This window comes from Brachybacterium hainanense (assembly GCF_042434575.1).
In the GTDB taxonomy this organism is placed as follows: domain Bacteria; phylum Actinomycetota; class Actinomycetes; order Actinomycetales; family Dermabacteraceae; genus Brachybacterium; species Brachybacterium hainanense.
In genome coordinates this window covers 19,005-33,494 of sequence record NZ_JBHLSV010000005.1, presented here as the reverse complement: position 1 = coordinate 33,494, position 14,490 = coordinate 19,005, and the positions used below count along the sequence as shown (strand labels likewise).

The window sequence follows — 14,490 nt, the reverse complement described above, 5'->3', positions numbered from 1 at the left end:
TTCGCAGACCCGGCGCGGCCCGGCGGCCGATCCGGCTCCTGCACGGGCCGCGGCTACTCGCCGAGAACCTCCGTGCTCGCGCGGCGCAGGACATCGGAGAGGTGGTTGGCGGAGCTGATGACGGCGGCGGCGTGGAGGCGCCCGGGCTGGCGGGTGATCCGGTCCAGCGGCCCCGAGACGCTGAGCGCGGCGACGACCCGGCCGTTGGGGCCGCGCACGGGGGCGCTCACGGAGCCGACGCCCGGCTCCCGCTCGCCGATCGACTGCGCCCAGCCCCGGCGCCGCACGGCGGAGAGCATGGTCGCGGTGAAGCGGGCGCCGTGCAGCCCGCGGTGGAGCCGGTCCGGCTCCTCCCAGGCCAGCAGGATCTGCGCCGCCGATCCCGCCTTCATGGTGATCGTCGCCCCGAGCGGGACGGAGTCCCTCAGCCCGATGGGACGCTCCGCGGCGGCCACGCACACCCGGTGGTCGCCCTGGCGGCGGTACAGCTGGGCGGATTCCCCGGTGTGGTCGCGCAGGGCGCCCAGCACGGGTCCGGCCGCCGCGAGGAGGCGGTCCTCGCCGGCGGCGGCGGCGAGCTCGCCCAGGCGCGGGCCCAGCACGAAGCGGCCCTGCATGTCGCGGGCGACCAGCCGATGGTGCTCGAGGGCGACCGCGAGGCGGTGCGCCGTGGGCCGGGCGAGCTCGGTCAGCTGCACCAGCTGGGCGAGCGTCGCGGGCCCGGCCTCGAGGGCACCGAGCACGATGGCGGCCTTGTCGAGCACGCCCACGCCGCTGCCGGCGTCCTCCGTCACGTGTGTGTCCATGCTCCGATATTGCCGTCTTAGACCGTGAGACGCAAGTGCGGGGGGCTACGGACCGCCTGAGGATTGCACCACGACGTCGCGTCGCGGAGCCCCACAAGGGCGTGCACGGCGGACGGAGCCCCAGTGACAGACCCCCTTCCGCGCACCGGCTCGGGCGGCGGGAGGACGCGTCTCAGGACGCGAGGAAAGGAAGAAGCAGATGGCGGGGACCCTCGCAGAGAAGGTGTGGAACGACCACGTGGTGCGCCGCGGGGAGAACGGCGAGCCCGATCTCCTCTACATCGACCTCCAGCTCCTGCACGAGGTGACGAGCCCGCAGGCCTTCGACGGCCTCCGGCAGGAGGGCCGCCCGCTGCGCCGTCTGGACCAGACGATCGCCACGGAGGACCACAACACCCCCACGATCGACATCGACAAGCCGATCGCGGACATCACCAGCCGCACGCAGATCGAGACCCTGCGCCGCAACGCGGAGGAGTTCGGCGTGCGCATCCATTCCCTGGGCGACAAGGATCAGGGCATCGTCCATGTGGTCGGGCCGCAGCTGGGCCTGACCATGCCGGGCATCACCGTGGTCTGCGGCGACTCCCACACCTCGACCCACGGCGCCTTCGGCGCCCTCGCCTTCGGCATCGGCACCTCCGAGGTCGAGCACGTCATGGCGACGCAGACGCTCCCGCTCAAGCCCTTCCGGACGATGGCCATCACGGTGGACGGAACGCTCCGCCCCGGCGTCACCGCGAAGGACATCATCCTCGCGGTCATCGCGAAGATCGGGACCGGCGGCGGCGCCGGCTATGTGCTCGAGTACCGCGGCGAGGCCATCCGCTCCCTCTCGATGGAGGGCCGGATGACGATCTGCAACATGTCGATCGAGGCCGGCGCCCGGGCGGGCATGATCGCCCCCGACCAGACGACCTTCGACTACGTGCAGGGCCGCCCCCACGCCCCGCAGGGCGCGGACTGGGACGAGGCGGTCGCCTACTGGAAGACCCTGCGCAGCGATGACGACGCGACCTTCGACGCCGAGGTCGTCATCGACGCCGACGAGCTCGAGCCCTTCGTCACCTGGGGCACCAACCCCGGTCAGGGCCTGCCGCTGAGCGCCGCGGTTCCCGCCCCCGAGGACTTCACCGACGACACCTCCCGCGTCGCGACCCAGCGAGCGCTCGAGTACATGGACCTGGTGCCGGGCACGCCGCTCAAGGACATCCGCGTGGACACCGTCTTCATGGGCTCGTGCACCAACTCCCGCATCGAGGACCTGCGGGCCTTCGTCGACGTGATCCGCGGACGGGAGAAGGACCCGGGCGTCAGGGTCCTGGTGGTCCCGGGCTCGGCCCGGGTCAAGCTGCAGGCCGAGCAGGAGGGCCTGCACCGCGAGGTCCTCGCCTTCGGCGCCGAATGGCGCGAGGCGGGCTGCTCGATGTGCCTGGGCATGAACCCGGACCAGCTGGCCCCGGGGGAGCGCTGCGCCTCGACGTCGAACCGCAACTTCGAGGGCCGCCAGGGCAAGGGCGGACGCACCCACCTGGTCTCGCCGGTGGTCGCCGCCGCGACCGCCGTGCGCGGCACGCTCAGCTCGCCCGGCGACCTCGCCCCCCTCGCCTGATCGCGCACGGACACGGAGAATCCCATGGACAAGTTCAGCACCCACACCGGGATCGGCGTCCCGCTGCGTCGCAGCAACGTCGACACCGACCAGATCATCCCCGCGGTCTACCTCAAGCGGGTGACCAAGACCGGATTCGACGACGGCCTCTTCGCCGCCTGGCGCAAGGATCCGGAGTTCATCCTCAACCAGGACGCCTACCGCTCGGGCTCCGTGCTCGTGGCAGGCTCCGACTTCGGCACGGGCTCCTCCCGCGAGCACGCCGTCTGGGCCCTGCGGGACTACGGCTTCCGGGCCGTCCTCTCGAGCCGCTTCGCGGACATCTTCCGCGGCAACGCCGGCAAGCAGGGGCTCGTGGCCGCCGAGCTGAGCCAGGACGACATCGAGCAGCTGTGGAAGATCCTCGAGGAGGAGCCGGGAGCGCAGGTGACCGTCGACCTCGTCGAGCAGCAGGTCCACGCGGCCGATGCGACCTTCCGCTTCGACATCGACGCCTACACCCGCTGGCGGCTCATGGAGGGCCTGGACGACATCGGCCTGACGCTGCGCCACCTCGAGGACATCGAGGCCTTCGAGGCCTCGCGCCCCTCCTGGATGCCCCGCACCCTGCCGGTGCGGACCGCCGGCTGACCCCCGGCCCGCCCCTGCGGGAACCCCCGGCCACAGCCGCGGGCGCCGTCGCGACAGGACCCGGGAACCGTCCCGGCACCCAGCGACGGCGCCCGCCGCTCCGGTATGGTGAGGCGGTCGTCGCCGGGATCTGCCCGGGGACATGAGCTGATCCCAAGGACGATATGACCCACACATTCCATGTGCGCGGGGGGCGCCCCCTGGACGGCGAGATCACCGTCCGCGGCGCGAAGAACCTCGTCTCCAAGGCGATGGTCGCCGCCCTGCTGGGCGAGGAGCCCAGCGTCCTGCGCTCCGTCCCGGACATCCGCGATGTCGCGATCGTGTCCGAGCTCCTGCGCATCCACGGAGTCCAGGTCGACCGGGACGTCGCGGCGGGGACCATCCGCTTCGACCCCTCGAACGTGGAGAAGGCGCACGTCGTGGACATCGACGCCCACGCCGGCAGCTCCCGGATCCCGATCCTCTTCTGCGGTCCGCTGCTGCACCGGCTGGGCGAGGCGATCATCCCGGACCTGGGCGGCTGCCGGATCGGCGACCGGCCCATCAACTACCACCTCGACGTCCTGCGGAAGTTCGGCGCTCATGTCGACAAGCGCGAGATGGGCATCTACATCACCGCTCCCGACGGTCTGCGCGGAACCCGGATCCACCTCGAGTACCCGAGCGTGGGCGCGACCGAGCAGGTGCTGCTGACGGCCGTGCGCGCCGAGGGCGTCACCGAGCTGACGAACGCCGCCGTCGAGCCGGAGATCGAGGACCTCATCGCCGTGCTGCAGAAGATGGGCGCGATCATCTCCCTGCAGACGGACCGCACCATCACGATCGAGGGCGTCGACCGCCTGGGCGGCTTCGACCACGTCGCGATCCCGGACCGCATCGAGGCCGCCAGCTGGGCGTGCGCGGCCCTCGTCACCTCCGGCTCGGTGATGGTGCGCGGCGCCCAGCAGAAGCCGATGGCGACCTTCCTGAACGTGTTCCGCAAGATCGGCGGCGGCATGGAGATCACCGAGGAGGGCATCCGCTTCTTCCACCCTGGCACGCCGCTGCGGTCGATCGCCGTGGAGACCGATGTCCATCCCGGGCTCATGACCGACTGGCAGCAGCCGCTCGTGGTGGCGCTCACCCAGGCCGAGGGCATCTCCATCGTCCACGAGACGGTGTACGAGAACCGGCTCGGGTTCACCGGGGCGCTCAACCACATGGGGGCGAAGATCCAGGTCTACCGCGAGTGCCTGGGCGGCTCCAGCTGCCGCTTCGGCCGCAGCAACTACAACCACTCGGCTGTCATCTCCGGGCCCAAGGCGCTGCACGGCGCGGACATCACCGTGCCGGATCTGCGCGGAGGCTTCTCCTACCTGATCGCCGCGCTCGGCGCCGAGGGCGTCTCCACGATCCGGGGCATCGATCTGATCGACCGCGGCTACGAGAGCTTCCGCGACAAGCTGTCGGCCCTCGGCGCCGACTTCTGGGAGGAATGAGCGTCATGAGCGACACGGATCGGAGCATCGAGCCGACCATGGAGCACACGGATCCGGGGGACATGCGCGGCGCCGCCTCCTCGATCGCGCTGCGCGACATCCCGGTGCCGGACTACTGCGACGTCGTCATCGTCCCCACCCGCGGGGTCGAGGAGCCGGATCCCCGGGTGTGGGCCGAGGCGATCTTCTCCCACGAGAACACCCCGCTGGGCAAGCGGGGCCTGCTCGCGCTGCGCGACGAGGCCGTGCGCCTGTTCGACATGGTCCCGCCCCCGCAGAAGGAGTACGTGACCGACGAGGTCCGCGGCGGCGAGGCCCTCATCAAGGACGACGACGAGAACCTGTCGCTGCGGATCGGCGTGGCGCTGCTCCCCGGCGGGGAGCTGCTGCAGGTGACGACCGCGGTGAAGTACCGCTCCCTGCGCGGACGCCTCGCCTTCGCCCCGCGCCGTCTCATGCACGCCGCCGCTGTGAACACCCTCGCCCGGCGGGCGGCGACCACCGTGCGCCGCCGCGCCGTCGCGGGCGGCGGAGCCCGCTCGATCGGCGGTCAGGCCGCCCGCAAGATCACCCGCGGGGCCCAGCGGGCCATCGGCCGCGGACCCGGCGACCCCGCAGGAGCCTGAGCGTGCCCCGGCGCGCCCCCGAGCGTCGCTCCGGGGCCGTCATCTCGGTCGCCCAGATCCTGCTGCGGCCCCTGGCCCGGCTCCTGGCGCGTCGCACCTGGCTGGGCACGGAGAACCTCCCTCCCCGGGGAGCGGTGATCGCCTGCGGCAACCACAGCGGCCCCTTCGACGCGATCGCCTACGGCCATCTCCTGCAGGCCTCCGGCGCGGCACCGCGGTTCCTGGCCAAGGAGTCCCTGTTCCGGGTGCCCGTCCTGGGAGGCCTGCTGCGGGCCTCCGGGCAGATCCCGGTCGCCCGCGGCACCGCCCGCACGGCCCGCGCCCTCGACGCCGCCGAGCGAGCGCTGCAGCGCGGAGAGCTGATCATGGTGTTCCCCGAGGGGACCTACACACGGGACCCGCACGGCTGGCCGATGCGTCCCCGGCTCGGCGCGGCCCGGCTGGCCCTGCGCACCGGTGCTCCGCTGCTGCCGATCGCCTGCTGGGGCTCGGCGGCCCTCTGGCCGGTCGGAGCGGTGCTGCCCACCCCGATCCCGCGTGCACAGCTCACGCTCCGCGTCGGATCGCCGATCGTCCCCGCACGGCGGGAGGGCGAGACCGAGACGCAGGCGGCCGCCCGCCTCATGGCCGCGGTGATGGGCGCGATCACCGAGATGCTCGCGGAGATCCGGGGAGAGACGCCGCCCTCGGCCGTGCATGATCCGCGCCAGGACAGCCATCGACCCGAGGAGGGATGGGCATGACTCGATTCGCCGTGCTGGGAGCCGGTTCGTGGGGCAGCACCTTCGCCCTGCTGCTGGCCCGCGCCGGGCACGAGGTGACCCTGTGGGCCCGCCGCGAGGAGCTCGCGCGCGAGATCCGCGAGGAGCACCGCTGCCGCGACTACCTGGGCGAACGCGAGCTGCCCGCCGCGATCACGGCCACCAGCCGCATCGCCGAGGCCGTGGAGGGGGCATCGGCCCTGGTCATCGCGGTCCCTGCACAGCGTCTGCGGGAGAGCCTGGCCGCATGGCGCGCGGCCCCCGGCATGGGCGGGAGCCTTCCGCCGGTGCCGGTCGTCTCCCTCGCCAAGGGCATCGAGCGCGGCACCGACCGGCGCATGAGCGAGGTGCTCGTGGACGCCGGCGGCATCGCCCCGGGCCTGGTCACGGTCCTGTCCGGGCCGAACCTCGCCGCCGAGATCGCCGAGGGCCAGCCCTGCGGGAGCGTCGTCGCCGGCACCGACCCGGACGTGGTCCAGGCCGTCGCGCGCTGGTGCCAGGGGCCGAGCCTGCGCGCCTACACCTCCGCGGATCTGGTGGGTGTCGAGGTCGCCGGGGCCGTGAAGAACATCGTCGCGATCGCGGTGGGCGCGGCGGCCGGGCTCGGATACGGCGACAACACGCGGGCGAGCCTGATCACTCGGGGCCTCGCGGAGATGAGCCGGCTGGGCACGGCCCTGGGCGGCGACCCGGCGACCTTCGCGGGCCTCGCGGGCATGGGGGATCTCGTCGCGACCTGCGCCTCCCCGCTGTCGCGCAACCATTCCCTCGGGGCGGCGCTGGGCAGGGGCCTGGACATCGAGCAGGCCGCGGCCGCGGTGGGCCGCACCGCGGAAGGTGTGGAGACCGCCCGCGCCGTCGACGTCATCGCGCGGCGGCTGGGCGTGGACATGCCCATCACCCGCTCCGTCGTCGCGGTCGCGGACCGCGGAGCACGTATCGAGGATGTCACAGCGGCGTTGCTCGCGCGTCCCGTCCGGCCGGAGTGACTACGCTCATCCCATGACCACGACCATCGCCCTCCTCTTCGGGGGCCGCAGCGGCGAGCACGGGATCTCCTGCGTCACCGCCGGCGGCATCCTCGGCGCGATCGACCGCACCCGCTATGACGTCATCGCCATCGGGATCACCCGGGCAGGGCGCTGGGTCCATGTCTCCGACGACGCCGAGGCCTGGACGATGGTGGGCGGGCTCGCCCCCGAGGTCGGAGACGACGGACCCGAGGTTCTGCTGCCCTCGCGGGCGGTGGGCCCGGGGGAGAAGGCCGCCCTGCGCGTGATCCGCGACGGCTGCGTCGAGCCCCTCGCCGAGGTCGACGTCGTCCTTCCGCTCCTGCACGGTCCCTACGGCGAGGACGGCACGGTCCAGGGCGCCCTCGAGCTGCTGGACATCCCCTACGTCGGAAGCGGCGTGCTCGCCTCCGCCCTGTGCATGGACAAGGGGGCGACCAAGGCGGCGCTGGCCCGTGCCGGGATCGCCACCGCCCGGGGGCTCACGATCACGGAGGAGCGCTGGGCCCGGGAGGCTCCGCACGTGGAGAGGACCGTCGCCTCGAGCCTCGCGCTGCCCTGGTTCGTCAAGCCCGCGCGCGCCGGCTCATCGCTCGGGGTGACAAAGGTCAGCGACCCCTCCGAGCTCGAGCACGCGATCAAGACCGCGCTCGCCGAGGATCCGCGGATCCTCATCGAGGAGGGCGTGCCGGGCCGGGAGGTCGAATGCGGCGTGCTGCAGGCGGGGCCGGGCGAGGAGCCGCGCACCACGATCCCCGGAGAGGTGCGGATCGGCGAGGACCTCGACTTCTACGACTACGAGTCGAAGTACTTCGGCAAGGGCACCGTCGAGATCCAGGTGCCGGCGCAGCTCAGCGACGCCCTGCTCGAGGAGGTCCGGGACGTGGCCGCGCGCGCCTTCGCGGTGCTGCGGCTGGAGGGCCTCGCCCGGGTCGACGTGTTCGTCACCGAGGACGGCACGGTCCTCGTCAACGAAGTCAACACCATGCCCGGCTTCACGCCCTTCTCCATGTTCCCCGTGCTCTGGCGGAACATGGGCCTGGACTACACGGCGCTCATCACGGATCTGCTGGAGCTGGCGCGCACGCGCCGGGTCGGCCTGCGCTGATCTCCTCTCCGGCGTCGCTGCTCAGGGAACGGCCGCCCGCTGCTCCTCACCGTCGGTGAGGGTCGGATGGACGAAGGCCACCTCCGTGATCTCGACGTCCTCGGCGACGTCGAAGACCAGTCGGAGCTCCACGGTCACGCCGGGGGCGAAGCCCTCCTCCCCGGTCGAGTACGACAGCACGGCGAGGCTGTGCCGGTTCCCTGCGGAGTCGTAGGCGAAGAACTGGTCCGCCCCCGGCTCGAGCGGGGCGTCGGCCTCGTTGGTCATGTCCGCCCATACCACCACGAGCGTGCCGTTCTCCGAGCTGTACGGACCGAAGCCCAGGTCGAGGCTGCGGGCGCTGTCGGAGCCGGTGACCTCGAAGTCGACGGTCCCCTCCGGAAGGGGCGTCGTCTCCTCCTCGGGCGCCGCCGTCGTCTCCTCGTCCGCTGCGGGCGTCGCGGTGGGAGAGCTGGGCGTCTGCGGCGCGGGCGTCGCGCTCTCCGCTGCGGTCTCGGCGGTGGTCTCCGCGGCCGGGGCGCGGGTCGCCGGGGGAGAGGTCGTCGTGGCCGGGGCGGCCGTCGCGGACGGGACCTCGGCGGTCTCCTGCGCTGCGCGCTCCCGCACCGAGGACCACAGCATCGCCCCGGTCACCACCAGGCCCGCGACCGCGAGGACGAGCACGATGCACAGCGCGACCAGGCACGCACCCGCGCGGTTGGCCGGGCCGGGCTCGGGCTGGGCGCTCGTGCTCATGCCGCGTCCCCGGGGCCGATGCAGCGCGTGGTCGCCGGGATCGCCGCGATGGGACGCGTGAACTCGAGCGGTACCGCGGAGGGCTGCTCGGGGGCCGCGGAGCGGGGGACGGAGATGTCGACCGCGGGGGTGCGGCCGTAGGTCGTGAACAGCACCATCGCGGACGGGTCCTCCGGGTCCTCATCGTCGCTCGTCGTGACGATCCAGTCGACCTCCGCCCCCGCGGCATCGGCGAGGGTCGTGCACTGCTGCGTGGTCGGCCCGGGGGGCTCGACGCCGCAGCGCAGCACGATCGCGTCCTCGCCCTCGCCCCAGACGAGGGTCCCTTGGCTGTTGGTCTCCTGCCGCGCATGCCCGAGGATCTCCTTCGGCGCGGTCGCGATGATGCTCGCGCAGACGGGATCCGCGGCATCGGGCCCGGGAGGCACGGTCGTCGTGCCGCAGCCGGCGAGGGAGACCAGGACCAGCAGGGACCCCAGGGAGCCCCGGGAGGCGGGGGGCAGAAGAGGACGCAGGTGCACGAGGGAAGCGTACCGGGCCAGGCTGAGGTCGATGGGGCAGACTTCTCCCATGCCCTCCATCGCCCACCTGCACGAATCCGGTCTGCTCGCCGCGATCCTGCCGCACTTCGCGGCCGGACCCGAGGTCGAGCTCGGCCCCGGGGACGATGCCGCCGTGGTGCGGCTGCCCAGCTCTCGCCTGGTCATCACCACCGATGCCCTCGTCGAAGGGGCGGACTTCCTGCTTCCGGCGACGAGCCCGGAGAGCATCGGCGCGAAGGCGGCGGTGCAGAACCTCGCGGACGTCGCGGCGATGGGTGCGCGCCCCATCGCGGTCGTCGTCGCGCTCAGCGCGCCACCGTCCACCCAGCTCGCCGTCCTCGAGGGCATCAGCCGCGGCCTCGCAGATCGATGCGCCGAGCACGGGGTCAGCGTCGTCGGCGGCGATCTGGGCCGTGCCGATCAGCTGAGCATCGCCGTCACCGCCGTCGGCGCCCTCGGCGAGGACGAGGAGCCGATCACCCGCGGGGGTGCACGGCCGGGGGACGTGCTCGCCATCGGTGCTCCGCTGCTGGGCCGCAGCGCCGCCGGTCTCGCCCAGCTGCTCGCCGGCGATCTCAGCGGCGAGCACGTGGCGTGGCACAACGCTCCCGCACCGGACCTGTCGCTGGGCTGGGGAGCCGGACGAGGCGCGCACGCCATGATGGACCTGTCCGACGGCCTCGTCCGGGACGGCGGGCGCCTCGCCGCGGCGAGCGGGGTGCGGATCGACCTCTCCCGTGCACTGCTCGCGGCCGATGCGACTGCTCTCGCGCCGGCCGCCCATGCGCTCGCGGCCGATCCGTGGGACTACGTGCTGCACAGCGCAGAGGAGCACGCCATGCTGGCCGCCTTCGGGCCCGGCGGGGTCCCGGAGGGGTTCCGGCCCATCGGCCGCGTCGAGGAGAGGCGGCCCGAGGACGGCGACGGCGTCCTCCTGCTGGACGGCGCCACCATCAGCGGGCAGGGATGGGAGCACTTCGTCTGATCGGCTCCGCTCCAGCGGGGGTCGCAGACTTCTGGAGCGAGAGCGACGAGGGGCGGAGAAGATGGCGCTTTCCGGCGCCCAGGCTCCAGAAGTCTCCGGCCAGGACTCCGGGGTGCACGCCTGCTCGCACATCCGGCGCAGCTCGCCGGGCGGATCCACGCCGCAGACCTACTAGGCTTGTCGCATTCCCGCACCGAGCACCGGAAGGCGTTCCCATGAGCTTCACCGTCAAGGCCCTGCAGAAGACCGGGCCCGATCAGCCGTTCCGCATCGCCGAGATCGAGCGCCGCGACCCGCGGCCCGACGACGTCGTCATCGACATCAAGGCCGCCGGCATTTGCCACAGCGACATCCACACGATCCGCAATGAATGGGGCGAGGCGCATTTCCCGCTGACCGTCGGCCATGAGATCGCGGGCGTCGTCTCCGCGGTCGGCAGCGACGTCACCGCCTGGAAGGTCGGGGACCGCGTGGGCGTGGGCTGCCTCGTCGACTCGTGCGGCAGCTGCGAGGCATGCCGCTCCGACCAGGAGCAGGAGTGCACCGGTGGGAACGTCGGCACCTACAACGCGACCGATGTCGACGGCACCATCACCCAGGGCGGCTACGCCGAGAAGGTCGTCGTCAAGGACCGCATGGTCTGCCGGATCCCCGACGCCCTCGACTTCGACGTGGCCGCGCCCCTGCTGTGCGCCGGCATCACCACGTACGCCCCGCTCGCCCGCTGGGGCGCGGGAGAGAGCGTCGACGGTCGTCCCAAGAAGGTCGCCGTGCTGGGCCTGGGCGGGCTGGGTCACATGGGCGTGCAGATCGCCGCGGCGATGGGGGCCGATGTCACCGTCCTCTCCCGCTCCCGCAAGAAGGAGCAGCTCGCGATCGACCTCGGCGCCAACCGGGTCCTCGCCACCACCGAGGACGGCTTCTTCGCCGAGCACCGCGGCGAGTTCGACCTGATCCTCAACACCATCAGCGCGGACATCGAGGTCGATGCCTACCTGGGACTGCTCGCGCCCCGCGGTGTGCTCGCGGTCGTCGGCCTCCCGCCGGAGAAGCAGAGCATCGGCTTCGGCGCGCTGATCGGCGGGTCGAAGGTGCTCGCGGGCTCGAACATCGGCGGCATCAAGGAGACCCAGGAGATGCTGGACTTCTGCGCCGAGCACGGCATCGCCGCGCAGATCGAGACGATCGGCGTCTCCGAGGTCGATGCGGCCTACGACCGGGTCGTCTCCGGCGAGGTGTTCTTCCGCGTCGTCATCGACACCGCGACGTTCGCCGAGGTCGATGCCGCGGCCGTCTGAGACCTGAGGTCCCTGGAGGCCCTCGTCGTCGAAGGAGCAGACATGTCGCGGTCCCTGCTGGCGGCCACCCCGTTCGCCGGACACGTCCGCCCGATGCTGGGCCTGGCCCGTGCTCTGCTGGGCCGGGGGCACGAGGTCGTGGTGCACACCGGGGCGCGCTATGCGGAAGCGGTCCGCGAGGCCGGGGCCGAGCACCTCCCGTACCGGGCCGCGACCGACTTCGACGACACGGCCCCGGAGGAGACCTTCCCCGCGATGGCCCGCGCCCGCGGGCCCCGCGCGCTGCTCGTCGACTTCCGCGAGCTGTTCTTCGGCATCGCCCCCGGGCAGGCGCAGGACATGCTCGCGGCCCATGAGCAGGATCCGCTGGACGCCGTGATCGCGGAGGGCACCTGCTTCGGGGCCGAGCTGTTCCACGAGCTCTCCGGCGTGCCCTATGCGACCGCGTCCCTCTCGCCGCTGGCCCTGCCGAGCCGGTATCTGCCGCCCCCAGGTGCTCCCTTCGCCCCGGGGCGCACCGTGCTGGGGCGCGGGCGGGACGCGGCGCTGCGCCTGCTCCTGGATCGGACCGTCGATGCGGCCTTCCGGAGGCTGCACGACGAGGCGCGCTCCGCCGTGGGGATCGCGCGCACGGACCGGGGCGGCCTGCACGGCGCATGGTCCCGGGACCTGATCCTCGCCCAGGGCACGGCCGAGGTCGAGCCGTTCCGACCCGATCTTCCGCCTGCCGTGCACTTCGTCGGGGACCTCGCAGCGGGATCGCGGGGCGCCGCGGTCGCGCCGGACTGGTTCGCGGCGCTGGACCCGTGCCTGCCTCTCGTCCATGTGAGCGAGGGGACCCTCGGCCGGGACGGGAGCTCGCTCGTGGCCCGGACCGTGCAGGCCCTCCGCGACCGGCCGGTGCAGCTCGTGATCGGCGGACGCCACCGTGCCGGGAGATTGCCCGCCGATGTGATCGACGCCGGCTGGGTCCCGCAGGACCTGCTGCTCCCGCGCACCGACCTGTTCGTCACCAACGGCGGGTACGGCGGGATGATGGCCGCTCTGTCTCACGGCGTCCCCGTGCTCGCGGTGCCCTCTTCCGTGGAGAAGTGGGTCGGTGCCGGGAACGTCGCCTCCTCGGGCGCGGGCCGGCGGCTTCGGCCCGGACGGGCGAGCCCGGCGGCGCTCGACCGCGCCGTGGGCGAGATGCTCCGGGACGGGGACCTGCGGCAGGCGGCTCAGCGTGTGGCCGGCTCCATGGCCGCAGCCGGAGGCCCCGGTCGGGCCGCGGAGCTGTGCGAGGAGCTGCTCGAGGAGCGCGGCCCGCGCCGGATCCGGGCCTGAGCCGCGCACCCCAGCTCAGCGCCCGAGGCCGAGCTCCCGCAGGCGTCCGGTCAGCCCGGTCGGGATCTCGAGCAGATCCATCGTCCCCGTCTCGATCCGGGGGAGGGTCGCCAGCAGCGGGGCGGCATGCGGGTCCGTCGGGTGGTTGTCGAGGTCGACCTCGGCGACGCGCTGCTCGCGCAGATGCTCCAGCAGGGCGCCCAGTACGAGCGCCGTGTCCGCGCGGGCCCAGGGCGCGGCGGGGTCGACTGCCTCGACCGCGGCTTCTGCACGCGTGCCGGGGACCGGGGCCTCGTAGAGGTCTGCGATCGCCGTGATCCGGCTGCCGCGCTCGACGACGAAGGACCCGTTCTCGTGCGTGCGCGCCACGAAGTCTGCTCCGACCTCCTGGCGCAGGACCTCTCGCGGCGCGGTCGGGGACCAGCTCGCGTGCTGCCAGGCGTAGCGGTCGGTCATGGCCTCGATCAGCTGCTCGCGATCCACCGCGGTCCAGGGGCGGACGACGGCGGGCGACGCCTCGCCTGCCGTTCCTCCGTCGCCGGCCGTGGACGCCTGATCACGGCGCGTGCCCGGCGAGGAATCCCCGGTACGGTCCTCCTCCGGACCGGCATGCTCGGCTCGGATCTGCGCGCACCAGTCGCCGACCCCTGGATGCTGGAGGTCGACGACCAGGTAGGGGAGCACCTGGTACGGGTACGCGCCGAGGGACATGAGGAAGGCGTGCCGCTCTGTGTCCTGCTCCGCCTTGGTGGACAGTGGATTTCTCATGTATGTGCCGAGTTCGTGGATCAGCGCTGTCCCGTGGCCCCGTCGCCGATGAGCCTCGTCGACCTCCACCTCGACCAGATCCCGGCCCGGGTGCACCGCATTCGGCACCGCGCGTCCCACCCCGATCACGCTCCGTCCCGCGGGGCCGTCCGGGTTCTCGAGCACGAGGGAGACGCCGCCGGGCCGCCATCCGTCGGGCTTCAGCCAGGTGAAGCGATGCCCGTCGCGGGCGGCATCCTCGGCGGTCGCCCGGCGGAAGCGTCGGGCGGCTGCGGGGTCGGGGGTCTCGTGGGGCATCATCGGTCCTCGCGGGGGAGAAGTCGGAGCAGAGGCGCGGCGGGCCCAGCCTTCCATGCGCCGTCTCCACGATCGCGGATATCACCCGAGCACGCAGAACGCCCCCGTCCCGAAGGACGAGGGCGTCTCGCGAATGCGGGGGAACGGCAGGGATCAGGCGCCGAGCTTGGCGACCTTGCCGGCCTTCAGGCACGAGGTGCAGACGTTGACCCGCTTGCTGGTGCCGTTGACCACGGTGCGCACGGACTGGATGTTGGGGTTCCAGCGGCGCGAGGTGCGGCGGTGCGAGTGGGACACGCTCTTGCCGAAGCTCGGGCCCTTGGCGCAGATGTCACACGTGGAAGCCACTGTTGTCTCCTGAGAAATCGAATCGTCGGGGGTGCCTCGTCGCCGGACGGCAAAGGGGCTGCCTGCCCAGCAGGCGCGCAAGGCAACCCCGAAACTATATCCCTCGGGGCCGGAGAAGCGAAGCGCGGCGTGTGGACACGGCCTGTGGATTCAGACA

General features: G+C 72.7%; 15 protein-coding genes. 10 read left to right on the top strand and 5 right to left on the bottom strand.

What is annotated here, in order from left to right:
* Positions 1-53 precede the first annotated feature (53 nt).
* Positions 54-806, bottom strand: coding sequence for an IclR family transcriptional regulator (locus ACFFF6_RS05145; protein WP_376978839.1), 753 nt, complete (start codon positions 804-806; stop codon positions 54-56).
* Positions 807-1,005: 199 nt separating this feature from the next.
* Between ACFFF6_RS05145 and leuC the strand changes: the two genes are divergently transcribed.
* The 7 genes from leuC (at position 1,006) to ACFFF6_RS05110 (ending at position 8,034) form a co-directional block, all read left to right on the top strand.
* Positions 1,006-2,418 carry a 3-isopropylmalate dehydratase large subunit gene (leuC, locus tag ACFFF6_RS05140; RefSeq protein WP_376978837.1) on the top strand — a complete coding sequence of 471 codons (1,413 nt, stop codon included), beginning with the start codon at positions 1,006-1,008 and terminating at the stop codon, positions 2,416-2,418.
* 24 nt (positions 2,419-2,442) lie between these two features.
* The gene (gene leuD / locus ACFFF6_RS05135; RefSeq protein ID WP_376978835.1) at positions 2,443-3,048 is read left to right on the top strand and encodes a 3-isopropylmalate dehydratase small subunit; all 606 of its coding nucleotides are present in this window, start codon (positions 2,443-2,445) and stop codon (positions 3,046-3,048) included.
* A 164-nt stretch (positions 3,049-3,212) separates the two neighbouring features.
* Positions 3,213-4,529, top strand: coding sequence for a UDP-N-acetylglucosamine 1-carboxyvinyltransferase (murA, locus tag ACFFF6_RS05130; RefSeq protein WP_376978833.1), 1,317 nt, complete (start codon positions 3,213-3,215; stop codon positions 4,527-4,529).
* Positions 4,530-4,534: 5 nt separating this feature from the next.
* On the top strand, positions 4,535-5,155 hold the full coding sequence (locus tag ACFFF6_RS05125; protein WP_376978831.1) for a DUF2867 domain-containing protein: 621 nt from the start codon (positions 4,535-4,537) through the stop codon (positions 5,153-5,155).
* 2 nt (positions 5,156-5,157) lie between these two features.
* Complete coding sequence (locus tag ACFFF6_RS05120) at positions 5,158-5,898, top strand: lysophospholipid acyltransferase family protein (RefSeq protein ID WP_376978829.1); 741 nt, start codon at positions 5,158-5,160, stop codon at positions 5,896-5,898.
* The gene (locus tag ACFFF6_RS05115; protein WP_376978827.1) at positions 5,895-6,905 is read left to right on the top strand and encodes an NAD(P)H-dependent glycerol-3-phosphate dehydrogenase; all 1,011 of its coding nucleotides are present in this window, start codon (positions 5,895-5,897) and stop codon (positions 6,903-6,905) included. Before ACFFF6_RS05120 ends, ACFFF6_RS05115 begins: the two co-directional genes overlap by 4 nt.
* 13 nt (positions 6,906-6,918) lie before the next feature.
* Positions 6,919-8,034, top strand: coding sequence for a D-alanine--D-alanine ligase family protein (locus ACFFF6_RS05110; RefSeq protein ID WP_376978825.1), 1,116 nt, complete (start codon positions 6,919-6,921; stop codon positions 8,032-8,034).
* Between the two features lie 21 nt (positions 8,035-8,055).
* On the opposite strand, the gene ACFFF6_RS05105 is transcribed toward ACFFF6_RS05110, so the two are convergent.
* Positions 8,056-8,769, bottom strand: coding sequence for a hypothetical protein (locus ACFFF6_RS05105; RefSeq protein ID WP_376978823.1), 714 nt, complete (start codon positions 8,767-8,769; stop codon positions 8,056-8,058).
* The gene (locus ACFFF6_RS05100; RefSeq protein WP_376978821.1) at positions 8,766-9,290 is read right to left on the bottom strand and encodes a DUF3515 family protein; all 525 of its coding nucleotides are present in this window, start codon (positions 9,288-9,290) and stop codon (positions 8,766-8,768) included. Before ACFFF6_RS05100 ends, ACFFF6_RS05105 begins: the two co-directional genes overlap by 4 nt.
* A gap of 49 nt (positions 9,291-9,339) precedes the next feature.
* On the opposite strand from ACFFF6_RS05100, the gene thiL reads away from it, so the two are divergent.
* The 3 genes from thiL (at position 9,340) to ACFFF6_RS05085 (ending at position 12,920) form a co-directional block, all read left to right on the top strand.
* Complete coding sequence (thiL, locus tag ACFFF6_RS05095) at positions 9,340-10,296, top strand: thiamine-phosphate kinase (RefSeq protein WP_376978820.1); 957 nt, start codon at positions 9,340-9,342, stop codon at positions 10,294-10,296.
* Between the two features lie 215 nt (positions 10,297-10,511).
* Positions 10,512-11,594, top strand: a complete 1,083-nt coding sequence (locus tag ACFFF6_RS05090; RefSeq protein ID WP_376978818.1) for an NAD(P)-dependent alcohol dehydrogenase — start codon at positions 10,512-10,514, stop codon at positions 11,592-11,594.
* 42 nt (positions 11,595-11,636) lie between these two features.
* Positions 11,637-12,920, top strand: a complete 1,284-nt coding sequence (locus ACFFF6_RS05085) for a glycosyltransferase (protein WP_376978816.1) — start codon at positions 11,637-11,639, stop codon at positions 12,918-12,920.
* Between the two features lie 15 nt (positions 12,921-12,935).
* On the opposite strand, the gene ACFFF6_RS05080 is transcribed toward ACFFF6_RS05085, so the two are convergent.
* Complete coding sequence (locus ACFFF6_RS05080; protein ID WP_376978814.1) at positions 12,936-13,985, bottom strand: GNAT family N-acetyltransferase; 1,050 nt, start codon at positions 13,983-13,985, stop codon at positions 12,936-12,938.
* 153 nt (positions 13,986-14,138) lie between these two features.
* On the bottom strand, positions 14,139-14,333 hold the full coding sequence (rpmB, locus tag ACFFF6_RS05075; RefSeq protein WP_376978812.1) for a 50S ribosomal protein L28: 195 nt from the start codon (positions 14,331-14,333) through the stop codon (positions 14,139-14,141).
* Positions 14,334-14,490 lie beyond the last annotated feature (157 nt).

What these genes read in the sequence shown, in the direction of transcription:
- ACFFF6_RS05145 (WP_376978839.1), bottom strand. Translation starts at nt 806, where the DNA reads ATGGACACACACGTGACGGAGGACGCCGGCAGCGGCGTGGGCGTGCTC.
- leuC (WP_376978837.1), top strand. Translation starts at nt 1,006, where the DNA reads ATGGCGGGGACCCTCGCAGAGAAGGTGTGGAACGACCACGTGGTGCGC.
- leuD (WP_376978835.1), top strand. Translation starts at nt 2,443, where the DNA reads ATGGACAAGTTCAGCACCCACACCGGGATCGGCGTCCCGCTGCGTCGC.
- murA (WP_376978833.1), top strand. Translation starts at nt 3,213, where the DNA reads ATGACCCACACATTCCATGTGCGCGGGGGGCGCCCCCTGGACGGCGAG.
- ACFFF6_RS05125 (WP_376978831.1), top strand. Translation starts at nt 4,535, where the DNA reads ATGAGCGACACGGATCGGAGCATCGAGCCGACCATGGAGCACACGGAT.
- ACFFF6_RS05115 (WP_376978827.1), top strand. Translation starts at nt 5,895, where the DNA reads ATGACTCGATTCGCCGTGCTGGGAGCCGGTTCGTGGGGCAGCACCTTC.
- ACFFF6_RS05110 (WP_376978825.1), top strand. Translation starts at nt 6,919, where the DNA reads ATGACCACGACCATCGCCCTCCTCTTCGGGGGCCGCAGCGGCGAGCAC.
- ACFFF6_RS05105 (WP_376978823.1), bottom strand. Translation starts at nt 8,769, where the DNA reads ATGAGCACGAGCGCCCAGCCCGAGCCCGGCCCGGCCAACCGCGCGGGT.
- thiL (WP_376978820.1), top strand. Translation starts at nt 9,340, where the DNA reads ATGCCCTCCATCGCCCACCTGCACGAATCCGGTCTGCTCGCCGCGATC.
- ACFFF6_RS05090 (WP_376978818.1), top strand. Translation starts at nt 10,512, where the DNA reads ATGAGCTTCACCGTCAAGGCCCTGCAGAAGACCGGGCCCGATCAGCCG.
- ACFFF6_RS05085 (WP_376978816.1), top strand. Translation starts at nt 11,637, where the DNA reads ATGTCGCGGTCCCTGCTGGCGGCCACCCCGTTCGCCGGACACGTCCGC.
- ACFFF6_RS05080 (WP_376978814.1), bottom strand. Translation starts at nt 13,985, where the DNA reads ATGCCCCACGAGACCCCCGACCCCGCAGCCGCCCGACGCTTCCGCCGG.